Source organism: Geodermatophilus sp. SYSU D00684 (assembly GCF_054050455.1).
On record NZ_JBJGZI010000013.1, the window covers coordinates 26,654 to 48,345 of the forward strand.

The following is a 21,692-nucleotide window of genomic DNA, read 5'->3' on the forward strand; positions in this document are numbered from 1 at the left end:
CCTCGCCCGGTGTCCCAGCCCAGAGTCGTCGACCTCGCGGCCGCGCCGGGCGCTCGGGAGTCCTGGGACGCACCGCGCTGGAAGGTCTACACGTGGGGCCTCGTCGAGTTGCTCCTGGTCAGCAACCCCTGGCAGGTGAGCTCCCGCCTCCGGCGTGCGGCGCTGCGGCTCTTCGGTGCGCGGATCGGTGAGGGCGTCCTGCTGCGCCCCCGGCTGCGCGTCCGCTTCCCCTGGAAGCTCGAGATCGGCCCGCGCTCCTGGATCGGCGAGGACGTCTGGTTGCACAACCAGGACCGGCTCAGCATCGGCGCGGACGCCGTCATCTCCCAGGGCACCTTCATCACCACGGGCTCGCACGCGCACCGGCGCGACATGGCGCTCCTCACCCGGCCGGTGGTCGTGGAGGACGGCGCGTGGGTGACCGCGCGGTGCATCGTCACCGGGGGCAGCCGGATCGGCGTGTCCGCCGTCGTGACCCCCGGGACGGTCGTCGCCGGCGAGGTCCCTGCAGGGGTGGTCTTCGGTCATCCGGGCGGGTCCGTCCTGGGACCGCGCTTTCGATGACGTGACACATCTGGATCGAGACGGGGACTGAGGCCGGATGGAGATCAGGGAGATCGTCGCGGCGCTGCGCACCGCGTGGTGGTTGCCTGCCCTGGGGATGGTCCTGGGCGGGGTGGCCGCGACGGTGATCAGCCTGCTGCAGACGCCCCTCTACACGGCCCACACCCAGCTCTTCGTCGCCACGAGCGACTCGGCCACCCTGAGCGACGCCTTCCAGGGCAACCAGTTCTCGCGTGACCGCGTCGCGTCCTACGCGCAGTTGCTCGGCGGCCAGGAGATCGCCGCCCGGGTCGTCGACTCCCTGGACCTGGACGCGTCACCGGGGGCGATCGCCCGCGAGATCTCCGCCACGGCGGTGGTGGACACCGTCCTCCTCGACGTGACCGTCACCGACCCGGATCCCCAGCGCGCCCGGGACATCGCCGTCGCGGTCGGCGTGGAGCTGGGCGAGATGGTCAACGAGCTGGAGACCCCCGAGGGGTCGACGGCATCGCCGGTCCGGGTGACCGTCGTCGAAGCGCCACAGGTGCCGGCCATCGCGAGCTCGCCCCGCACCACCGTGAACGTCGCACTCGGCATGGTGCTCGGCCTCGTCGCCGGATCGGCGGCGGCGGTCGCCCGGGTCCGGTCGGACCGCTCGGTGCGGGATGCCGACGAGGCGGCCGACCTCGTCGGCGCCCCCGTCATCGGCGTCGTCCTGCGCGACGGCGAGCTCAGCCAGAACCACCTCTTCGCCCGTGCCGACTCCGGCGGCGGGGCCGGCAGCGTCGCGGAGTCCTTCCGGCAGCTGCGCACGAACCTGAACTACCTCGACGTCGACAACCCGCCCAAGATCATCGTGGTGTCCAGCGCCGTCCCGTCCGAGGGGAAGACGACGCTGACGATCAACCTGGCCCTCGCGCTCGCGGAGGCCGGCCAGCGGGTGACCGTGGTGGAGGCCGACCTCCGGAGACCCCGGGTCACCCGGTACCTGGGCATGGTCGGCGGGACCGGGCTGATCAACGTGCTGGCCGGTGAGGCCGAGATCCCCGAGGTGCTCCAGAGCTACGGCGACGGCCGCCTCGAGGTGCTGGCGGCGGGGCCGACCCCGCCCAACCCCAGCGAGCTGCTGGCCTCCGGCCAGATGCTCATGCTCCTCGCGGCGCTGCGGGAGAAGAACGACGTGGTGCTGCTCGACGCCCCGCCGCTGCTCCCGTTCGCCGACGCCTCGGGGCTGGCCGCCATCTCCGACGGGGCCCTCCTCGCGGTCCGGTACGGCGTCACGAGCAGGGAGGAGCTGCGCCAGGCCGGGATCGCCCTCGACCGGGTCGGCGCCCGGACGCTGGGAGTGGTCCTCAACGTCGTACCGCCCAAGGCGGAGATCGCTGCCGCCTCCGGCCTCGCCTACCGCGCCGACTACGGGGCGGACGAGCGGCACGCCGTCCCGGTGCGGCCGGCCGGGCGCCGCCGGAGCCCACGCGGGCGTCACGGCGGGAGCTGACCCCGGACGGGGAGCTCGGTACGGGTCAGGGGACCTGCCAGTAGAGCTCCGCATCGACCTGGCGGGTGCGCAGCAGGTGCTCGATCTGCTTGAGGCGGGTGTGTCCCCGCCCGGTGAAGGTGCCGGTGTCCAGGGCGACGGCCTCGAAGACCCGGTGCAGCTGGGCCGCGCCGGCCTTGGCGTCCCAGTCGGTGTCGTACCCGGGGAGGACCTCGCGGATCCGGTCGAACGCCACGCGGTAGCTGCGGTTGTCGGCGCCGGGGTCGCCGAAGGTCAGGGCGCAGCCGGGGAACTCGGCGGCGACGATCTCGGCGATGTCCCGGACCCGGTAGTTGTTGGACTCGCTGCCGACGTTGAACACCTGGCCGTGCACCCGCTCCCGCGGGCTCTCCAGCGTCATCCGGATGGCCTTCGCGATGTCCAGCGCGTGCACCAGCGGGCGCCAGGGGGTGCCGTCGCTGGTCATGGCGATCGCCCGGGTCGTCCAGGCCAGGCCGGCGAGGTTGTTGAGCACGATGTCGAAGCGCATCCGCGGGCTGGCGCCGAAGGCGGTGGCGTTCCGGAGGAACGTGGGGGAGAAGTCGTCACCGGCCATCGCCCCGACGTCCCGCTCCACGAACGCCTTGCACCGGGCGTAGGCCGTCAGCGGGGAGACCGGGCTGTCCTCGTCCACCGTCCCGTCGGCGATGCCGTAGACGCTGCAGGAGGACGTGTAGACGAACCGCTCGACCCCGGCGGCCCGCGCCGTCTCGGCGAGGTGCACCGATCCGCGGTGGTTGATGTCGTAGGTGACCTCACCGATGAGGTCCCCCAGGGGGTCGTTGCTCAGCTCCGCCATGTGCACGACGGCGGTCACGCCCTCCAGGTGCGCGGGTGTGACCCGGCGGACGTCCAGGCAGAGCGTCTGCGGGGTGACCTCGAGGCCGGGGTAGAGCCAGCCGTGCTTGTAGTAGCCGGTGTCCACCCCGACGACGTCGTGTCCCGCTCTCAGCAGCTCCTGCGCCGTCAGACAGCCCAGGTAACCCTCCGTGCCGGTGACCGCTACTCGCACGCCAGCCTCGTCTCGCCCGCCGTGACGTCTCCGGCTCAGCAAGCTAGCCGCCCAGAGCCGGTCACGGACCGGTCAGCGCCGCGGCGTCGTCGCTCCTGCCGCGCGCCGGCGCCGGGTCGTCCAGCGGTGCACCGTGGTGAGCAGGACGGTCGCGGTGAGGGCCTCCCCGAGCTCCTCCACGTACGTCCCCACGGCCACCTCCACGCCGCCGTGGGCGCTCGCGAGCGCGGCCCCCGCCGCGGTGACCAGCTCCAGCCCCAGCGCCGCCACCGCGTAGAGGCCGACGGCGACCGCCACGGGCCGGCCGGCAGCGACCCTCCAGCGGTGGCCCGTGGTCCAGAGCACCGCCACCGCCACCGCGGCGAGCAGGGTGCTGACCGACAGCGTCAGTGCCGGCGAGGTGGCCTTGGCGATCGAGTGCCCGCTCACCGCCTTGAGCAGGGCGAGCGCGCCGGCGGCGAGGACGACCAGCCACCACCACGTCGCGGTGCGTCCCTCGCTCCGGCGCCCCTCCCGCCCGGCGAGGACGCAGACGGCCACGAAGAGCCCGGTGGTGAACAGGCGGGGCAGCCCACCGATCGCGTCCAGGTTCAGCACCTGCTCCGCGGACGACCCGACGCACGCGTACCGGACGCAGCCGAGCCGCGCCACCAGGGCGACGGTGAACAGCCCGAGGGCGACCAGGCCCAGCCCCCACGACCACCACGCCGCCGGGTGTGGGCCGCCCGCACGACGCGGCGCCGTCTCCGCCATCGACCCATCATGCTCGCCCCGGGCGACGGCCCGGACGTCCGCGGCGGGTGTCCCCGCCGCGGTCTAGCCTGGGATGCCGGGCCTGCGCCGCACCCGGCGGCACGGAGCGGGCCGTCCATCCCAGGAGGAAGACCCCCGTGAGTCTGCGCGGCGTGCTCGACGTCGTCCTCACCGATCCCGGCGTCGCGCGCGTGGTGGCCGCGGCCGGGTCCGCCGAGCTCGCCGTGACCGCGCCGCCGCCGGTGCAGCCGCTCGTCGCCGCCGCCCTGGCCGCGCGCGAGCCGGGCGCCGGGGTCCCGGTGCTGCTGGTCACCGCCGGCGAGCGGGACGCCGACGCCGCCGCGGACGTGCTGCGCTGCTTCCTGCCCGACCGCCGCGTCGAGACCTTCCCCTCCTGGGAGACGCTCCCGCACGAGCGGCTCTCCCCGCGCGCGGACACCGTCGGCCGCCGCCTCGCCGTGCTGCGCGAGCTGGCCCACCCCGGCGAGGCCCGGATCGACGTGCTGGTCGCCCCGGTGCGCAGCGTGCTGCAGCCGCTGGCCCCCGGCCTCGGCGACCTCGTGCCGGTCGAGCTGAAGGCCGGGGACACCGCCGAGCTCGACGACGTCGCCCGCGCGCTGTCCGATGCCGCCTACACCCGCGTGGAGCTGGTCGAGAAGCGCGGCGAGTTCGCCGTCCGCGGCGGCCTGCTCGACGTCTTCCCTCCCACCGAGCCGCACCCGGTCCGCGTCGAGTTCTGGGGCGACGAGGTCGACGAGCTGCGCTACTTCTCCGCCGCCGACCAGCGCTCCCTCGACGAGCGGCCCGAGCGGCTGTGGGCCCCGCCGTGCCGCGAGCTGCTGCTCACCGACGCCGTCCGCGCCCGCGCCGCCGGGCTCGCCGCGGAGCACCCGGGCCTGGCCGAGCTTCTCGGCAAGCTCGCCGAGGGCATCGCCGTCGAGGGCATGGAGTCGCTGACCCCCGCGCTGGTCGAGGGGCAGCTCCAGCTGCTCACCGACCTGCTGCCCGCCGGCACCCACGTGCTCGTCGCCGACCCCGAGCGGGTCCGCAGCCGGGCCGCCGACCTGGTGCGCACCGCCGAGGAGTTCCTCGCCGCGTCCTGGGCCACCGCCGCCGAGGCCGGCGAGGCGCCGCTGGACCTGGGCGCCTCGTCGTTCCGCGAGCTGGCCGACGTCGAGGCCGCCGCCCGCGGCCGCGGCCTGCCGTGGTGGACCACCGGCGCGTTCACCCTCGACGTCGACGACGAGTCCTCGGTGACCCTGCAGGCGGGCACCGTCGAGCGCTTCTCCGGCGACCTCGACCGCGCCGTCGAGACGCTGCGCGGCTGGACCCGGGACGGGTGGCGGGTCGTCCTCACCTTCGCCGGCCCCGGCCCGGCCCAGCGCGCGGCCGAGCAGCTGGGGGCCGCCGACCTCGGCGTCCGGCTGGTGCCCGGCATCGAGTCCGCGCCCGAGGAGAGCCTGACCTCGATCACCCAGGGCAACCTGGAGTCCGGCTTCGCGCTGCCCGGCGTGGGGCTGGCGCTGGTCACCGAGCACGACCTCACCGGCCAGCGCGGCACCACCATGCGCGACGCGGTGAAGATGCCCGCGCGCCGCCGCAACGCCGTCGACCTGGTGCAGCTGCAGCCCGGCGACCTCGTCGTCCACGAGCAGCACGGCATCGGCCGCTACGTCGAGATGGTCAGCCGCACCGTGCACGGCGGCCAGCGCGACTACCTGATCGTCGAGTACGCGCCGAGCAAGCGGAACCAGCCGCCGGACCGGCTGTTCGTGCCCACCGACTCCCTCGACCAGCTCACCCGCTACGTCGGCGGCGAGCAGCCGGCGCTGTCCAAGCTCGGCGGCGCCGACTGGCAGAAGACCAAGGGCCAGGCGCGGCGGGCGGTCAAGCAGATCGCCGCGGAGCTCATCCGCCTGTACTCGGCGCGCATGGCGACCACGGGGCACACCTTCGGCCCCGACACCGTCTGGCAGCGCGAGCTCGAGGACGCCTTCCCGTTCCAGGAGACCCCCGACCAGCTCGCCGCGATCGACGAGGTCAAGGCGGACATGCAGAACCCGGTCCCGATGGACCGGATCATCTGCGGCGACGTCGGCTACGGGAAGACCGAGATCGCCGTCCGCGCCGCGTTCAAGGCGGTGCAGGACGGCAAGCAGGTCGCCGTCCTGGTGCCGACGACGCTGCTGGCCAACCAGCACTTCAAGACCTTCTCCGAGCGCATGGCCCAGTTCCCGGTCACGGTGAAGGTGCTGTCCCGCTTCCAGTCCGACGCCGAGAGCGCCGAGACGCTGCGCCAGCTCGCGGCCGGCGAGGTCGACGTGCTGGTCGGCACCCACCGGCTGCTGCAGCCGACCACCCGGTTCAAGGACCTCGGGCTGGTCATCGTCGACGAGGAGCAGCGCTTCGGCGTCGAGCACAAGGAGTACCTGAAGACGATGCGGACGGCGGTCGACGTCCTGTCGATGTCGGCCACCCCCATCCCGCGCACGCTGGAGATGAGCCTGACCGGCATCCGCGAGATGTCGACGATCCTCACGCCCCCGGAGGAGCGGCACCCGGTGCTGACCTACGTGGGCGCGTGGGACGACAAGCAGATGGCCGCCGCGATCCGCCGCGAGCTGCTGCGCGACGGCCAGGTCTTCGTCATCCACAACCGGGTGCAGTCGATCGACAAGGCCGCGGCGAAGATCCGCCGGCTGGTGCCCGAGGCCCGCGTGGCCGTCGGCCACGGCCAGATGAAGGAGCACGAGCTCGAGCGGATCATGGTCGGCTTCTGGGAGAAGGAGTACGACGTCCTGATCGCGACGACGATCGTCGAGTCCGGCCTGGACATCCCCAACGCCAACACCCTGATCGTCGACCGCGCCGACACCTTCGGCCTCTCCCAGCTGCACCAGATCCGCGGCCGCGTCGGCCGGGGTCGCGAGCGCGCCTACGCCTACTTCACCTACGACCCCTCGCGGCCGCTGACCGAGACCTCGGTCGACCGGCTGACGACGATCGCGCACAACACCGACCTCGGCGCCGGCATGGCCGTGGCGATGAAGGACCTCGAGATCCGCGGCGCGGGCAACCTGCTCGGCGGCGAGCAGTCCGGGCACATCGCCGGGGTGGGCTTCGACCTCTACGTGCGGCTGGTCGGCGAGGCGGTGGCCGACTACAAGGCGCAGGTCGGCGGCGGGGAGGCACCGGCCGAGCCGCTCGAGGTCCGGGTGGACCTGCCGGTCGACGCGCACCTGCCGCACGACTACGTGCCCGGCGAGCGGCTGCGGATGGAGGCCTACCGCAAGGTCGCCTCGGTGCAGGACGACGACCAGGCGCAGGCCGTGCTCGACGAGCTCACCGACCGGTACGGCGCCCCGCCGGCGCCGGTGCTCAACCTGCTCGCGGTCGCCCGCTTCCGCGCGGCGATGCGGGAGCTGGGCATCACCGAGGTGTCGCTGCAGGGCCGCGCGATCCGGGTCTCGCCGGTGCCGCTGCGGGAGTCGCAGCAGATGCGGCTGGCCCGGCTGGCCGACGGCGCGACGTACAAGTCCGCCGTCCAGACGGTGTCGCTCAAGGTCCCGGTCGGCCCCGACCGGCGCGCCCCGCTGCGCGACGTCGCCCTGCTCGAGCACCTGCACTCGCTGCTGAAGGCGGTGATCGAGCAGCCGGTCGCCGCCTGAGGCGCCGCCTGCGACGGTCGTCACAACCGGTGTGGGAGCCTGCCCGGGTGCGCACCCGCCGTCCCGCCGCCGTCGCCCTCGGGCTCGTGGCCGCCGCCGTCACGGTGACCGGCTGCCGGACCTCGCCGACCGTCGCCGCCTACGTCGGGGACGAGCAGGTGACCGTGGCCGAGCTGCAGTCCGCCGTCGACGAGCGGCTGGCCGACCCCGCGATCGCCGAGGCCGTCGGGGGCGGCGGCACGGACTACACGCGCCAGGTGCTCACCCTGCTCGTGCGCCAGGAGCTCTACGCCGAGGCGGCCCGGCGCAGCGACGTCGAGGTCACCGACGCCGAGGTCGGCGAGTTCATCGAGACGGCGCTGGCCGGCCGCGACGAGGAGGAGCTGTACGCGCAGGCCGCCTCGCAGGGCTACTCCCGCGAGGACATCCGGGAGAGCGCCCGCCAGCAGCTGCTGCGCCGGGAGCTCGGCGTCGCCGCCGGGGAGGACCCCGGGACCGACGAGGCCGCGCTGCGCGCCCGGTACGAGGAGGTCCGCGCCGGCCTGGAGCAGGTGGAGCTCGGCTACTTCGTCGTCCCCGACCAGGCCACCGCCGATGCCGTGGTCGCCGAGCTGGCCGCCGCGCCTGCCTCGTACCCGGCGGTCGCGGCGCGGTACCCGGGCGAGATCACCCTGCCCGCGCTGCAGCCGACCGGCACCGCCGACGTCCCCGCGCCGCTGGCCGAGGGCGTGGCCGCCGCCGCGCCGAACACCGGCTTCAGCGTCACCGTCGGCGACGTGCCGGGCGTGGTGGTCGCCTTCGTCGGGCAGCGGACGACGCCGTCGTTCGAGGAGGTCCGCCCGCAGCTGGAGGACGAGGCCGCCCAGGGCGCCGAGGCGGCCGGGGCGGCGGTGGTGGACGAGGTCCGCGACGACGTCGGCGTCACCGTCAACCCGCGCTACGGCGAGTTCGGCGACCAGGACGTGGTGCAGGAGGCCGAGGGCGGCGTCGTCGACCTGCTCGACGACGCCGGCGCCGCCGCCCCCACCACCGGCGAGGGCTGATCCGGTGCCTCCCGCCGTCGTCGTCACGGTCAGCCCGCGGCTGCCCGGCCTGCTCGGCCCGGCCGGCTGGGCCGCGCTGGCCGGGCGCCGCATCGCCGCGCTGCCCGGCGCCGCCGCCACCGCGGACGCGCTGCGCGCCGCCGGGTGGCAGGTCGCCGACGCCGCCGACGTCGCCGCGCTGGACGCGGACGTCGCCTGCCTCGCGGCCCCGGGGGAGGAGGTGGCCGGCCGGCCGGTCGTCGACGGCGCCCCCGAGCCGCCCGGCGCCCGGCTGCTCGACGTCGTCGCGGTGATGGACCGGCTGCGCTCGCCCGGCGGCTGCCCCTGGGACGCCGAGCAGACGCACTCCTCGCTGCGCGGCTACCTGCTCGAGGAGGCGCACGAGGCCTACGACGCCATCGTCGACGACGACCCGGTCGCGATGCGCGAGGAGCTCGGCGACGTGCTGCTGCAGGTCGTCTTCCACGCCCGCGTCGCCGCCGAGGCCGGCCCGGACCGGCGGTTCGACGTCGACGACGTGGCCCGCGACCTGGTCGAGAAGCTGGTCCGCCGGCACCCGCACGTGTTCGGCGACGCCGGCAACGCGGGGCCACGCCCGGACATAGCCGGCGTCGAGGCGGGCTGGGAGGAGATCAAGAAGGCGGAGAAGCAGCGGCGCTCGCCCACCGAGGGCGTCTCGCGCTCGCAGCCGGCCACCGCGTGGGGGACGGCGCTGGTGCGGCGGGCCGCCCGGGCCGGGCTCCCGACGCCGGAGCCGGCCGAGCTGGGCTCGACGTCGCCGGAGGAACTGGGGGAGCGGCTGCTGGCCGTCGTCGCCGCGGCCGCGCAGCGCGGCTGGGACGCCGAGGACGCGCTGCGCGAGGCGGTCCGCCGCTACGCGGGCGAGCTCGACGCGGCCGCCGAGGCGGCGTCGTCGGCGGCGCCCTAGCCGACGAGGAGCTGCCCGACCGGTGCGGTGGTGACCCGCGGCGCGGTGAGCATGGCCTTCAGCGAGCCGAGCACGCCGAGCCCGGCGACGGCGGCGGCGCACCAGACGCCCGGCCCGAGCCGGTGGACGTCCCAGCCGGCGTCCACCAGCCGGGCGGCGACCGCGGCGGCCACGGCCAGCGCGACCGCCAGCGCCAGCACGCCGGACACCCGGTGGCCGCGCGCGGGACGGAGCAGCAGGAGCCCGAGGACGACGAGCAGGGCACCGCCGGCCGCCACCGCCGCCGGCTGCCACAGCCCGGTGCGCCCGAGCTCGGCGACCCCCTCGCGGGCCGCGTCGACCGAACGCACCACCAGGTCCAGCCCGGTGGTCTGCCCGTCCGGTTCCCACGGCAGCCACAGGCTCGCCGCGTCGGCCACGCCGGCCAGCAGCAGGAGCACCCCGCCGACGACATCGGGGCGCCGCACGTAGAACAGCCCTCCCGAGCCGGCCGCCACCCCGGCCACCTCCGTGCCGCCCGGGGCGGGCTCCACGTCCTCGACGTCGTCGTCCGCGGCGGGATCCGCGGCGAACCCGAGGATGGACGGACCCGTCCCGTCGTCCGCGTCCACGGGAGGTGGCGGGGGCGCGGCTCCGGCGCCGTACACGGGGGGTCGCTGCTGCTGGCGCTCGGTCATCGGGTCCTCCGACGGCGCAGACGTGGGGAAGACGCCCGCCAGGTCGAGGTTATCGCCGGATCGGTTCCGCCGAGGCCGCACCGTGACCGCTCCGTTACGGGAGTCCCGGGACCACGCGTCCCGGGTGCGCCCCGCTCGCCTCGCTAGGCTGCTCCCCGTGCCGAGCATCGATGCCGTAGGCGCGCGGGAGATCCTGGACTCGCGCGGTAACCCCACCGTGGAGGTCGAGGTCGCCCTCGACGACGGGACGATCGCGCGGGCCGCGGTCCCGAGCGGCGCCTCCACCGGCGCCTTCGAGGCGGTGGAGCTGCGCGACGGCGGCGACCGCTACGGCGGCAAGGGCGTCACCCAGGCCGTCGACGGCGTCCTCGACGTCATCGGCCCCGAGCTGGTCGGCTACGAGGCCACCGAGCAGCGGCTGGTCGACCAGCGCCTGCTCGACCTCGACGGCACGCCGGACAAGTCGCGGCTGGGCGCCAACGCGATCCTCGGCGTCAGCCTCGCCGTCGCCCGCGCCGCCGCCGAGTCCACCGGCCTGCCGCTGTTCCGCTACGTGGGCGGCCCGTCGTCGCACCTGCTGCCGGTGCCGATGATGAACATCCTCAACGGCGGCGCCCACGCCGACAGCAACGTCGACGTGCAGGAGTTCATGATCGCCCCGATCGGCGCGGCGACCTTCGCCGAGGCCCTCGCCGTCGGCACGGAGACCTACCACGCGCTGAAGTCGGTGCTGAAGGGCCGCGGCCTGTCCACCGGCCTCGGCGACGAGGGCGGCTTCGCCCCCGACCTGCCGAACAACCGCGCCGCGCTCGACCTCATCGCCGAGGCGGTGGAGAAGGCCGGCTACGCGCTCGGCACGGACATCGGGCTCGCGCTCGACGTCGCCGCCACCGAGTTCCACAGCGACGGCGGCTACGAGTTCGAGGGCCAGACCCGCTCGGCGGAGTTCCTCACCGACTACTACCGCGAGCTGGTCGACGCCTACCCGATCGTCTCGATCGAGGACCCGCTGTCGGAGGAGGACTGGGACGGCTGGATCGCGCTGACCGCCGCGCTCGGCGAGCGCGTGCAGCTGGTCGGCGACGACCTGTTCGTCACCAACCCCGCCCGCCTCGCCGACGGGATCGGGCGGAAGGCCGCGAACGCGCTGCTGGTGAAGGTCAACCAGATCGGCACGCTCACCGAGACCCTCGACGCCGTGAACCTGGCGCACCGCAGCGGCTACCGCTGCATGATGAGCCACCGCTCGGGCGAGACCGAGGACACCACGATCGCCGACCTCGCCGTCGCCACCGACTGCGGGCAGATCAAGACCGGCGCCCCAGCGCGCAGCGAGCGGGTGGCCAAGTACAACCAGCTGCTGCGCATCGAGGAGGAGCTCGACGACGCCGCGCGGTACGCCGGCGCGGCGGCCTTCCCGCGCCTGCGGACCTCCTGACCCGGTGAGCGCCGGTTCGGGGCGGCGGCGCTCGACCGGCCGCCCGCTGTCGCACGCCGCGTCCCGGCCGGTCCCGGCCGGGACGCGGTCGGGCGCCGGCAGCCGTCCCGAGGCCCGCCGCCCCGGCCGGCGCACGCCGCCGCGGACGCCCGCGCGTCCCGCGGCGGCGCGCCGGCCGCTGTTCACCGGCCGGACCGTCGTGTTCGTCGGGCTGCTCCTGCTGCTGTCGCTGACGCTGGCCGGGCCGGTGCGGCAGTGGCTGGACGGCCGCGCGGAGATCGCCCGGCTGACCGCGGAGAGCACCGCCTACGACGAGCGCATCGCCGACCTGGAGGCCGAGCTGGAGCGCCAGGCCGACCCGGCCTGGACCGCCCGCGAGGCCCGCGAGCGGCTGGCCTACGTGCTGCCCGGCGACCGGCTGGTCGTCGTGGTGGACGGCGAGGCGGCCGAGGGCGACGCCGGCACGCTGCCCGACGCCGTCGACGCCGCGCCGCGGCCCTGGTACGAGGAGCTGCTCGGCTCGGTGGCCGACGCCGACGGCTGAGGGGTGCCGTCGGGCCCGCCGACCGGCTGCCGCAGACTTCCCTGGTGACCACCCCGACCACCCCGGGACACCGGGTGCACGAGCCGATCACGCCGGAGGAGCGCGAGGTCGTCGCCCGGCAGCTGGGCCGGCCGCCGCGCGCGGTGCGGGCGGTCGCGCACCGCTGCCCGTGCGGACAGCCCGACGTCGTCCAGACCTCGCCGCGGCTGGAGGACGGCACGCCGTTCCCGACGCTGTACTACCTGACCTGCCCGCGGGCGTCGGCGGCCGCCAGCCGGCTGGAGTCCACCGGGCGCATGCGCGAGTGGCAGGAGGACCTCGGCACCGACGCCGACCTCGCCGCGGCCTACCGGGCGGCGCACGAGGCCTACCTGGCCGAGCGCGACGCCCTCGGCGAGCTGCCCACCCGCAACACCGCCGGCGGCATGCCCGACCGGGTCAAGTGCCTGCACGCCCTGGCCGGCCACGCGCTGGCCGCGGGGCCCGGCGTCAACCCGATCGGCGACCGCGCGGTGGCCGGGATGGGGGAGTGGTGGGCCGCCGGTCCCTGCGCGCAGCCGGAGGAGCGGCCGTGACCCGGGTGGCCGCGATCGACTGCGGCACCAACTCCATCCGCCTGCTCGTCGCCGACGTGCCGCCCGAGGGCGCGCACACCGACCTGCTGCGCCGCATGGAGGTCGTGCGGCTGGGCCAGGGCGTCGACGCCACCGGCCGGCTCGCGCCCGAGGCGATCGAGCGCACCCGCGTGGTGCTCGCCGAGTACGCCGCCCAGGCCCGCGACCTCGGTGCCACCGCGGTGCGGATGGTGGCCACCAGCGCCACCCGCGACGCCGCCAACCGCGAGGACTTCGAGGCGATGGTGCGGACCACCCTCGGCCGGGCGCCGGACGTCGTCCCGGGCGACGAGGAGGCGCGGCTGTCCTTCCTCGGGGCCACCGCCTCCCTCGCCGCCGCGGCCGCCGCGCACGGCGGTCCGCCGCCGCGCCCGCCCCACCTGGTGGTCGACATCGGCGGCGGGTCGACGGAGTTCGTCCTCGGCGACGCCGCCGGGGTGCGCGCCGCCCGCTCCGTCGACGTCGGCTGCGTGCGGCTCACCGAGCGGCACCTGCACGGCGACCCGCCGACGGCGGACGAGATCGGCGCCAGCGAGGCCGACATCCGCGCGGCGCTGGCCGAGGTGGCCGCGGCGGTGCCGGTCGAGGAGGCGGTCACGCTGGTCGGCCTGGCCGGCTCGGTGACCACCGTGGCCGCGCTCGCGCTGCGGCTGCCCGCCTACGACGCCGAGGCCATCCACGGCTCGCGGATCCCGGTCTCGGCGGTCCGCTCGGTCACCGCCGGGCTGCTGACCGCCACCCGCGAGCGCCGGGCCGCCTACCCGGTCATGCACCCGGGGCGGGTCGACGTCATCGGCGCCGGCGCGCTGGTGCTGCGGGTGGTCATGGACGCGTTCGCGCTCGACGAGGTCGTCGTCAGCGAGCACGACATCCTCGACGGCATCGCGCTCCGGCTGGCGCGCGGCTAGCCCGGGGTCAGGGCCCCTCGTTGAGGCCGGGGGGCAGCTTGCCGGTCAGCTGGTGGTAGGCCGTGGCCGCGCCGCGGGCGGCCAGCAGCCGGCCGGCCGCGACCGCCAGCCCGGAGAACGCGGCCCAGGCCAGCGCGTCCGGCCAGGAGACGCCCGGCGCGGCCGGGTTCTTCGGTGGGGTCGTGCCGCGGGCCGCGTACCAGGCGGCGTCGGTGAGCTTGCGGACGGCGATCCCCGACACGGTGGCCGTCCCCGTGCCGAGGAGCTTCCAGGTCAGCGGCGCCTTCTGCTTGCGGGCCATGGGGTGATCATGCCTGCCGCCCCCGCGGCCCGCGCGTCCCCGGGCGGGTGGTCCACTGGGCGCGTGGCGGTCGACGCGCAGGGGTTCCCGGTCACGCGGACGCCGGCGGGGGTGGCCCGGTCGGCCCGCGCGGCCCGCGACCTCGCCGTCCTGGACGCCCGCGTCTCCGGCTGCCGCGCCTGCCCGCGGCTGGTGACCTGGCGCGAGGAGGTCGCCCGGGTCAAGCGCGCCTCCTTCCGCGACCAGGACTACTGGGGCCGCCCGGTGCCCGGTCTGGGCCCGGCGGACGCGCGGATCGCCGTCGTCGGGCTGGCGCCGGCCGCACACGGCGGCAACCGCACCGGGCGGGTCTTCACCGGCGACCGCAGCGGCGACTGGATCTTCGCCGCGCTGTGGCGGGCGGGCCTGGCCAGCCAGCCGACGTCGACGCACGTCGGCGACGGCCTGGAGCTGACCGGCGTGCGGGTGGCCGCCGCGGTGCGCTGCGCGCCCCCGGACAACGCGCCGACGCCGGCCGAGCGCGACACCTGCTCGCCGTGGCTGGCCCGCGAGCTGGCGCTGCTGCCCGACCTGCGGGTGGTCGTCGTCCTCGGCGGGTTCGGCTGGACGGCGCTGTGGCCGGTGCTCGCGGGGGCGGGGTACGCCCTGCCCCGCCCGCGGCCGGCGTTCGGGCACGGCGTGGAGGTGACGCTGGACGGGCCGCACGGGCCGCTGACCCTGCTCGGCAGCTACCACGTCAGCCAGCAGAACACCTTCACCGGCCGGCTGACCGAGCCGATGCTGGACGCCGTCCTGTCCCGGGCCACGGAGCTCGCCGGGACCCGCTGAGCCGGAGCGCGGCCGCCGGGCCACCCTAGGCTGGGCGGCGCGGGGCAGCCGTCCGCCGCGCGCCCGCCCCCGTGGCCCAATCGGCAGAGGCAGGCCCCTTAAAAGGGTCGCAGTGTGGGTTCGAGTCCCACCGGGGGCACCGTCCGGACCTGCAGTTCTTCCGGCCCCTTACCGCAGGACCGAGAAGAAATCCAGGGCTTGACGTCCCCTGTGATGGTGATGACAGGGTGACGCCCCGTGAGCAACGGAGCTCATGCCCGACGTTCGAGGGGAAGTCGTCCATGACCCAGTCCCACCCGTCCCGCCGGTCACGGCTCGCCGTGATCGGCAGTGCCGGCGCCATCGCGCTGGCCGGGAGCATGGTCGCTGCGCTGCCCGCCGGTGCCGCCGGCGGCTGCGAGACCCGCAACAACAACACGGTCGCCAAGCTGACAGAGTGCGTGACGCTCGAGGGCGTCACGGAGCACCTCGAGGCGTTCCAGGCCATCGCCGGCGAGAACGGCGGCAACCGGGCCTCGGGCACCGAGGGCTACGACGACTCGGTCGCCTACGTGAAGGAGCGGCTGGAGGCGGTCGGCTACACCGTCACCGTCCAGACGTTCGAGTTCCCGTTCTTCCGGCTGGGTGAGAGCTCGTTCGGCCGCGTCGCGCCCACGGCGACGACGTACACGGTGGGCACCGACTACGCGCCGATGACCTACACCGGCCCGGGCACGGTCGACAACGGCGTCGTCACCCCGGTCGACATCCCCGGCACGGGCCTCGGCAGCGGCTGCGAGGCCGCTGACTTCGCCGGCTTCCCAGCCGACACGGTGGCCCTCGTCCAGCGGGGCGGCTGCGCCTTCGCCGTCAAGGCGCAGAACGCCGAGGCCGCCGGGGCTTCCGCGGTCATCGTGTTCAACAACACCGCCGGCCCCCTCAACGGCACCCTGGGCGCGCCGGGCATCGGCATCCCGGTCATCGGCGTCCCCACGGCCCTGGGCCAGGAGCTCGGCGCCGCAGGCACGACCGTCGACCTGACCATCGACGCGGAGAGCGAGATCCGCGACACCTACAACGTCATCGCCGAGCTGCCCGGCCGCACCTCCGACAACGTCGTCATGGCCGGCGCCCACCTCGACTCCGTGCTCGCGGGCCCGGGCATCAACGACAACGGCTCCGGCAGCGCGGCGATCCTCGAGGTCGCCGAGAACATCACCAAGCTCAAGCCGGAGAACACCATCCGGTTCGCCTGGTGGGGTGCCGAGGAGCTCGGCCTGCTCGGCTCCGAGCACTACGTGTCGCAGCTGAGCGACCAGCAGAAGGCCGACATCGGGCTGTACCTGAACTTCGACATGGTCGGCTCACCGAACTTCGCCCGGTTCATCTACGACGGCGACCAGTCGGACTTCACGGCGCCGGTGGCGGTCCCCGAGGGCTCGGCCCAGATCGAGTACGTCCTCGAGGACTACTTCGAGGCCCAGGGCCTGTGGTACGAGGGCAGCGAGTTCAGCGGCCGCAGCGACTACCAGGCGTTCATCGAGGCGAACATCCCCTCCGGTGGCCTGTTCACCGGCGCCGAGGTCCTCAAGCAGGCCTACCAGGTGCCGCTGTACGGCGGGGACGCCGGCGTCGCCTACGACCCGAACTACCACCAGGCCGGGGACACGATCGACAACGTCGACCCGAAGGCGCTGGAGACGAATTCCGACGCCATCGCCTACTCCGTGCTGACGCTGTCCTACGACACCTCGCGGGTCAACACCGTCCAGGGCCGGCCGGTGCCGGGCGGCACCTTCCAGGAGGACCCGACCGACCGCCAGTTCCGGGTGACCGCGGAGCAGAAGGCCGGCGGCGGCGGCCTCTCGCCGGACCACGACCACGACCACGACCACGGGGACGAGATCTGACCGGCTGAAACCGACACCGACCCGGGGGCGCGGCACCGCACGGTGCCGCGCCCCCGGCGCGTCTTCCCACCCGGTCGGGGGTACTGGCAGGGTCAGGAACGCGCAGGCCACTCGCGGCGTTGTAGGAACCGAGTGGGGTGCGAGGTAGCAGCCCACCGACCGACCAGTCACCTCGAGGAGATGACGATGCCCAGCTCCAACCCGGTCTTCGGCCGGGGCTTCGCCAACGCCGCGTCCGGCGGTGGCCAGCCGTACGGCCAGGGCTACGGCGCTCCCGGCTCCGGCCAGCAGTACGGCCAGCAGGGCTACGCCGCTCCCGGTCAGCAGCAGTACGGCCAGCCCTACGGCCAGCAGTACGGCGCGCCCCAGGGCTACGGCGCCCCGCAGGGCTACGGCGCGCCGCAGGGCTACGGTGCCCCGGCCCCCGCCGGCCCGTACGGCCCGCCGGCCACCCGCTACATGACGATGGACGACGTCGTCCAGAAGACCGGCCTGTCGTTCCTCGTCACCGTCCTGGCCGCCGCGGCCGTCTGGGCGCTGCCCGGCCAGGCCGCGTGGGGCCTGGCACTGCCCGCGGTGCTCGTGGCCTTCGTCCTGGGCCTGGTGATCAGCTTCAAGCAGATCGCCAACCCGGCGGCGACCCTGGCCTACGGCGCGCTCTACGGTGTCGCGCTCGGCGCGATCAGCGAGGCCTTCAACACGATCTACCCCGGGATCGTGATCCAGGCGGTGATCGGCACCTTCGGTGTCTTCGCCGGCATGCTCGTCGTCTACAAGACCGGCGCCATCCGGGTCACCCCCAAGCTGACCCGCTGGATCGTCGGCGCCCTGTTCGGTGTCCTGGCCCTGGTCCTGGTCAACCTGCTCGTGTCGTTCTTCGTCCCGGGCGGCCTGGGTCTGCGTGACGGCGGCCCGCTGGCCATCGTCTTCAGCCTCGTCGTGATCGGTGTGGCGGCCTTCACGCTGCTGCTCGACTTCGACATGGCCGACCAGGCGATCCGCCGCGGCGCCCCGGCCAAGTTCGCCTGGTACATCGCCTTCGGCCTGCTCGTCACGGTCGTCTGGCTGTACCTGGAGATCCTGCGGCTGCTGTCCTACTTCCAGGACAACTGACCCGCAGTCCGTCCCGGTGGCCCGGTCCCCCTCGGGGGGCCGGGCCACCGGCGTCTCCGGGGTCGGGAACGCCGGATCGTCCGCCACGGACGATGCGGGTCCGGGCCGGGCGGCGCTGGGGTCGGGGGAGGGCCCACGAGCGGGTCCACCCCCCAGCCCGCGCCAGGAGGCCCGGATGTCCGCTCCCACCGACCCGACGACCGTCTCCGTCCCCGGAGCGGTGCCCCAGCCGCGGACCGCCGCCGGGGCCGACCCCACCGCGATCCGGCCGTTCCGGATCGCCGTCCCGGAGGCGGAGCTGCTCGACCTGCGCCGGCGCGTCGCCGCCACCCGCTGGCCCTCCGCGGAGCTGGTCGGGGACCGGTCGCAGGGCGTGCAGCTCGCGACGGTGCAGGCCCTCGTGCGCCACTGGCTCACCGACTACGACTGGCGCGCGTGCGAGGCGCGGATCAACGCGCTCCCGCAGTTCACGACCGAGATCGACGGGGTGGAGGTCCACTTCCTGCACGTCCGCTCGCCGCACGAGGACGCGCTGCCGCTGGTCATGACGCACGGCTGGCCGGGCTCGGTCGTCGAGCTGCTCGAGACCGTCGGCCCGCTCACCGACCCGACGGCGCACGGCGGCCGCGCCGAGGACGCCTTCCACCTCGTGCTGCCGTCCCTGCCCGGCTACGGCTTCTCCGGCGAACCGCGGGAGCTCGGCTGGGACGTCGCACGGGTCGGGCGCGCCTGGGCCGAGCTGATGCGCCGCCTCGGCTACACCCGCTACGTGGCCCAGGGCGGCGACGTGGGCGCCGGCGTCACCGACGCGATGGGCCGGCAGGCGCCCGAGGGGCTGCTCGGCATCCACCTCAACCTGCTCGTGACCGCGCTGGCCGGTCCCCAGCCGACCGACACCGATCAGGAGCGCGAGGCCGCCGCCGCGGTCCAGACGTTCAGGACCAGCGGCTTCGCCTACTTCCTCGAGCAGGCCACCCGGCCGCAGACGATCGGCTACGCCCTCCTCGACTCACCCGTCGCGCTGGCGGCGTGGATGCTCGACCACGACACGGACTCCTACTACAAGTTCGCCCGCGCCTTCGTCGACGGGCAGCCCACCGGCAACCTCACCCGCGACCACGTGCTGGACGACGTCACGCTGTACTGGCTGACCGGCACCGGCGCCTCGGCGGCCCGGTCCTACTGGGAGAGCTACGGACCGGACGCGCCCGCCGCCGCCGCGGCCGGCCAGGCGCCCCCGCCGGTCGCGGTCCCGACCGGCTTCACCACGTTCCCGGGCGAGATCTGGCGCGCGCCGCGCAGCTGGGTCGAGCGGTCCTACCCGAACCTCACCTACTTCAACGAGGTCGACCGCGGCGGGCACTTCGCCGCCTGGGAGGAGCCCGAGCTGTTCACGACCGAGGTCCGCGCGGCGTTCCGGCCGCTGCGCGGCTGACCCCGCCCCCGCGCGACGACGGCGGCCCGGCCCCCGTGCGGGGACCGGGCCGCCGTGGCGTGCCGGGAGCTCAGCTCAGGAGAGGCGCTCCAGCACCATCGCCATGCCCATGCCGCCACCGACGCACATGGTCTCCAGCCCGAAGGTCACGTCCCTCGTCTGCAGGCCGTTGATGAGCGTGCCGGTGATCCGGGCGCCGGTCATGCCGAAGGGGTGGCCGACGGCGATCGCACCGCCGTGCACGTTCAGCTTGTCGATGTCGATGCCCAGGTCCCGGTAGCTCGGGATGACCTGCGCGGCGAACGCCTCGTTGATCTCGACCAGGTCGATGTCGTCGATGGTCATGCCCGCCCGCTGCAGGGCCAGCTTCGAGGCGTCGACCGGGCCGTAGCCCATGATCTCCGGCGACAGGCCGGTGACCGCGGTGGAGACGATGCGGGCCAGCGGGGTGAGGCCGAGGTCGCGGGCCTTGGTGTCGCTCATGACGACCACGGCGGCGGCGCCGTCGTTGAGCGGGCAGGCGTTGCCGGCGGTGACCCGGCCGTCGGGGCGGAAGACCGGCTTGAGGCCGGAGATGCCCTCGAGGGTGGTGCCGGGCCGGGGGCCGTCGTCCTTGCTGACGACGGTGCCGTCGGGGGTGGTGACCGGGGTGATCTCCCGCTCCCAGAAGCCCTCGGCGATCGCCTTCTCGGCCAGGTTCTGGCTGCGGACGGCGAACTCGTCCATCTCCTGCCGGGAGACGTCCTTGAGCAGCGCCAGGTTCTCGGCGGTCTGCCCCATGGCGACGTAGATGTCGGGGATCTCGCCGTTCTCCCGCGGGTCGGTCCACGAGTCGGCGCCGCTCTCGGCGGTCTTGGCCACGCGCGCCTCGGCGTCGGCGAAGACCGGGTTGTGGGTGTCGGGCAGCGAGTCGCTGTTGCCCTTCACGAAGCGGGAGACCATCTCCACGCCGGCGGAGACGAAGACGTCGCCCTCGCCGGCCTTGATCGCGTGCATGGCCATGCGGGTGGTCTGCAGCGACGAGGAGCAGTAGCGGGTGATCGTGGTGCCCGGCAGGTGGTCCATGCCGAGGAGCACGCTGACGACGCGGCCCATGTTGTGGCCCTGCTCGCCACCGGGCAGACCGCAGCCGAGGATCAGGTCGTCGATGTCGGTCGGGTCCAGGGCGGGGACCTTGTCCAGCGCCGCGCGGACGATGGTGGCGGTCAGGTCGTCGGGACGCAGGTCCTTGAGCGACCCCTTGAACGCACGTCCGATGGGGGAGCGCGCGGTCGCGACGATGACGGCTTCGGGCATGGGGTCCTCCACGGTGAGGGGCTCCCGGCCGGGGGGTGCCGGGTGTCGGGTCACCCCGGAAACTACCCCCGGGTACGCGACGGGTCGCGGGTGCGCCGGGAACAGAGCGCCGTTGTGTTGCGGGTCACTCGGCGCTCAGCCGACCGACGCCTCCCTGGCCTCGCCGGCCTCCTCGGGCGTGGGCAGCTCGGTGGGCCGGCGGCGCAGCAGCCGGGCCCACGGGCCCAGCGGGCCGGTGCCCGAGCCGCGGACCTCGGTGGCCCGCACCTCGGTGCCCGGACGTCCGGCGGCCCGCGCCGCGGCCTGGGCCACCGGACGCACCGACGTGCGGCGCAGCCGCCCGCGCTCGGCCCGGGCCGGCCAGACGCCGATGGCGTCGGCGAGCGCGGGGAGGATGACCGCGGCGGCCTGCGCGTAGCCGGCCGCGCTCGGGTGGAACTCGTCGACGCTGAACAGCGAGCGGTCCTGGGCGAAGCTCGGCCCGAGCACCGAGCCGAGCGACACCGTCCGCCCGCCGGCCTCGACGACGGCGATCGTCTGCGCCGCGGCCAGCTGCCGGCTCCAGCGCCGGGCCAGCAGGCGCAGCGGCTGCCCGATCGGCCGGATCGTCCCGAGGTCGGGGCAGGTGCCGACGACGACCTGCGCGCCCGCCTCGCGCAGCCGCCGCACCGCGTCGGCCAGGTGGCGCACCGACACCGCCGGCCGGGTGCGGGTGGTGACGTCGTTGGCGCCGATCATGATCAGCGCGACGTCGGGCCTCTGCTCGAGCGCGGCCTCGACCTGGGGGTCGAGCTCGCAGGACTCGGCGCCGGAGACGGCCAGCCGGACCAGCCGCACGGGGCGCTCGGCGAGCTCGGTCAGCGCGGCGGCGAGCAGCACGCCGGGGGTCTCGGTGGCGCGCGTGACGCCCAGGCCGACGGCGCTGGAGTCGCCGAGCACGGTGAACACGATCGGCTTGCCGCGGCGCCGGCCGTAGACGCCGTCGCCGGACGGCGGGTCCTGCTTCGACGTCCGCGCCTCGACCCGGCGGCGGGCCGCGAGGGCCTGGAGGCGCAGCAGGGCGAGCAGGCCGGCCCCGGCCAGGCCCAGCCCGCCGCCGCCGTAGGCGGCGCCGGCCGCCAGCCGTCGCGCCCTGCTCGCCCTCGTCACCGCCACCCCGCTC

At 75.1% G+C, this 21,692-nt stretch carries 19 protein-coding genes and 1 tRNA gene; 14 read left to right on the plus strand and 6 right to left on the minus strand.

Annotation, left to right across the window (positions count from 1 at the left end):
- Positions 1 to 9 precede the first annotated feature (9 nt).
- Both ACI79L_RS11240 and ACI79L_RS11245 read left to right on the plus strand, forming a co-directional pair.
- Positions 10 to 564 carry a hypothetical protein gene (locus ACI79L_RS11240; protein ID WP_456936869.1) on the plus strand — a complete coding sequence of 185 codons (555 nt, stop codon included), beginning with the start codon at positions 10 to 12 and terminating at the stop codon, positions 562 to 564.
- Positions 565 to 601: 37 nt separating this feature from the next.
- Complete coding sequence (locus tag ACI79L_RS11245; protein ID WP_456936870.1) at positions 602 to 2,044, plus strand: polysaccharide biosynthesis tyrosine autokinase; 1,443 nt, start codon at positions 602 to 604, stop codon at positions 2,042 to 2,044.
- Positions 2,045 to 2,069: 25 nt separating this feature from the next.
- Here the strand turns inward: ACI79L_RS11245 and ACI79L_RS11250 are convergent, their stop codons facing one another.
- Positions 2,070 to 3,095 (minus strand): NAD-dependent epimerase/dehydratase family protein, encoded by a 1,026-nt coding sequence (locus ACI79L_RS11250; RefSeq protein WP_456936871.1) that lies wholly within the window; start codon positions 3,093 to 3,095, stop codon positions 2,070 to 2,072.
- A gap of 72 nt (positions 3,096 to 3,167) precedes the next feature.
- Positions 3,168 to 3,848 (minus strand): hypothetical protein, encoded by a 681-nt coding sequence (locus ACI79L_RS11255; protein WP_456936872.1) that lies wholly within the window; start codon positions 3,846 to 3,848, stop codon positions 3,168 to 3,170.
- A 137-nt stretch (positions 3,849 to 3,985) separates the two neighbouring features.
- Between ACI79L_RS11255 and mfd the strand changes: the two genes are divergently transcribed.
- From mfd to ACI79L_RS11270, 3 genes are read left to right on the plus strand one after another with little or no spacing between them, the layout of a single operon-like run.
- Positions 3,986 to 7,516, plus strand: a complete 3,531-nt coding sequence (gene mfd / locus ACI79L_RS11260) for a transcription-repair coupling factor (protein ID WP_456936873.1) — start codon at positions 3,986 to 3,988, stop codon at positions 7,514 to 7,516.
- Positions 7,517 to 7,563: 47 nt separating this feature from the next.
- Positions 7,564 to 8,559 carry a peptidylprolyl isomerase gene (locus ACI79L_RS11265; protein WP_456936874.1) on the plus strand — a complete coding sequence of 332 codons (996 nt, stop codon included), beginning with the start codon at positions 7,564 to 7,566 and terminating at the stop codon, positions 8,557 to 8,559.
- 4 nt (positions 8,560 to 8,563) lie between these two features.
- Positions 8,564 to 9,487: a MazG family protein gene (locus tag ACI79L_RS11270; RefSeq protein ID WP_456936875.1), complete on the plus strand. Its 924-nt coding sequence runs from the start codon at positions 8,564 to 8,566 to the stop codon at positions 9,485 to 9,487.
- Here the strand turns inward: ACI79L_RS11270 and ACI79L_RS11275 are convergent.
- Positions 9,484 to 10,164: a hypothetical protein gene (locus tag ACI79L_RS11275; protein ID WP_456936876.1), complete on the minus strand. Its 681-nt coding sequence runs from the start codon at positions 10,162 to 10,164 to the stop codon at positions 9,484 to 9,486. The genes ACI79L_RS11270 and ACI79L_RS11275 overlap by 4 nt on opposite strands.
- A 157-nt stretch (positions 10,165 to 10,321) precedes the next feature.
- Here ACI79L_RS11275 and eno point away from each other — a divergent pair, with 157 nt between their 5' ends.
- The 4 genes from eno to ACI79L_RS11295 are packed head-to-tail and all read left to right on the plus strand — an operon-like array spanning position 10,322 to position 13,668.
- A complete protein-coding gene (gene eno / locus ACI79L_RS11280; protein ID WP_456936877.1) occupies positions 10,322 to 11,602 on the plus strand; it encodes a phosphopyruvate hydratase in 1,281 nt (426 codons plus the stop codon).
- 4 nt (positions 11,603 to 11,606) lie between these two features.
- Positions 11,607 to 12,146, plus strand: a complete 540-nt coding sequence (locus tag ACI79L_RS11285) for an FtsB family cell division protein (protein WP_456936878.1) — start codon at positions 11,607 to 11,609, stop codon at positions 12,144 to 12,146.
- A 44-nt stretch (positions 12,147 to 12,190) separates the two neighbouring features.
- Positions 12,191 to 12,721, plus strand: a complete 531-nt coding sequence (locus ACI79L_RS11290) for a DUF501 domain-containing protein (RefSeq protein WP_456936879.1) — start codon at positions 12,191 to 12,193, stop codon at positions 12,719 to 12,721.
- Complete coding sequence (locus ACI79L_RS11295) at positions 12,718 to 13,668, plus strand: Ppx/GppA phosphatase family protein (protein WP_456936880.1); 951 nt, start codon at positions 12,718 to 12,720, stop codon at positions 13,666 to 13,668. Before ACI79L_RS11290 ends, ACI79L_RS11295 begins: the two co-directional genes overlap by 4 nt.
- A 7-nt stretch (positions 13,669 to 13,675) precedes the next feature.
- Here ACI79L_RS11295 and ACI79L_RS11300 read toward each other — a convergent pair whose 3' ends face one another.
- Positions 13,676 to 13,969 carry a DUF4235 domain-containing protein gene (locus ACI79L_RS11300; RefSeq protein ID WP_456936881.1) on the minus strand — a complete coding sequence of 98 codons (294 nt, stop codon included), beginning with the start codon at positions 13,967 to 13,969 and terminating at the stop codon, positions 13,676 to 13,678.
- Between the two features lie 63 nt (positions 13,970 to 14,032).
- Here ACI79L_RS11300 and ACI79L_RS11305 point away from each other — a divergent pair, with 63 nt between their 5' ends.
- The 5 genes from ACI79L_RS11305 to ACI79L_RS11325 all read left to right on the plus strand — a co-directional run bounded on the left by ACI79L_RS11305 (position 14,033) and on the right by ACI79L_RS11325 (position 19,234).
- Positions 14,033 to 14,797 (plus strand): uracil-DNA glycosylase, encoded by a 765-nt coding sequence (locus ACI79L_RS11305; protein ID WP_456936882.1) that lies wholly within the window; start codon positions 14,033 to 14,035, stop codon positions 14,795 to 14,797.
- Between the two features lie 65 nt (positions 14,798 to 14,862).
- Positions 14,863 to 14,936, plus strand: a tRNA-Leu gene (locus tag ACI79L_RS11310).
- Between the two features lie 142 nt (positions 14,937 to 15,078).
- A complete protein-coding gene (locus ACI79L_RS11315) occupies positions 15,079 to 16,686 on the plus strand; it encodes a M28 family metallopeptidase (protein ID WP_456936883.1) in 1,608 nt (535 codons plus the stop codon).
- A 186-nt stretch (positions 16,687 to 16,872) separates the two neighbouring features.
- Complete coding sequence (locus ACI79L_RS11320; protein ID WP_456936884.1) at positions 16,873 to 17,799, plus strand: Bax inhibitor-1/YccA family protein; 927 nt, start codon at positions 16,873 to 16,875, stop codon at positions 17,797 to 17,799.
- A gap of 175 nt (positions 17,800 to 17,974) precedes the next feature.
- Positions 17,975 to 19,234, plus strand: a complete 1,260-nt coding sequence (locus tag ACI79L_RS11325; RefSeq protein ID WP_456936885.1) for an epoxide hydrolase family protein — start codon at positions 17,975 to 17,977, stop codon at positions 19,232 to 19,234.
- A gap of 75 nt (positions 19,235 to 19,309) precedes the next feature.
- Here ACI79L_RS11325 and ACI79L_RS11330 read toward each other — a convergent pair whose 3' ends face one another.
- On the minus strand, positions 19,310 to 20,530 hold the full coding sequence (locus ACI79L_RS11330; RefSeq protein WP_456936886.1) for an acetyl-CoA C-acetyltransferase: 1,221 nt from the start codon (positions 20,528 to 20,530) through the stop codon (positions 19,310 to 19,312).
- A 135-nt stretch (positions 20,531 to 20,665) separates the two neighbouring features.
- Positions 20,666 to 21,679 (minus strand): SGNH/GDSL hydrolase family protein, encoded by a 1,014-nt coding sequence (locus ACI79L_RS11335; protein ID WP_456936887.1) that lies wholly within the window; start codon positions 21,677 to 21,679, stop codon positions 20,666 to 20,668.
- Between the last annotated feature and the right edge of the window lie 13 nt (positions 21,680 to 21,692).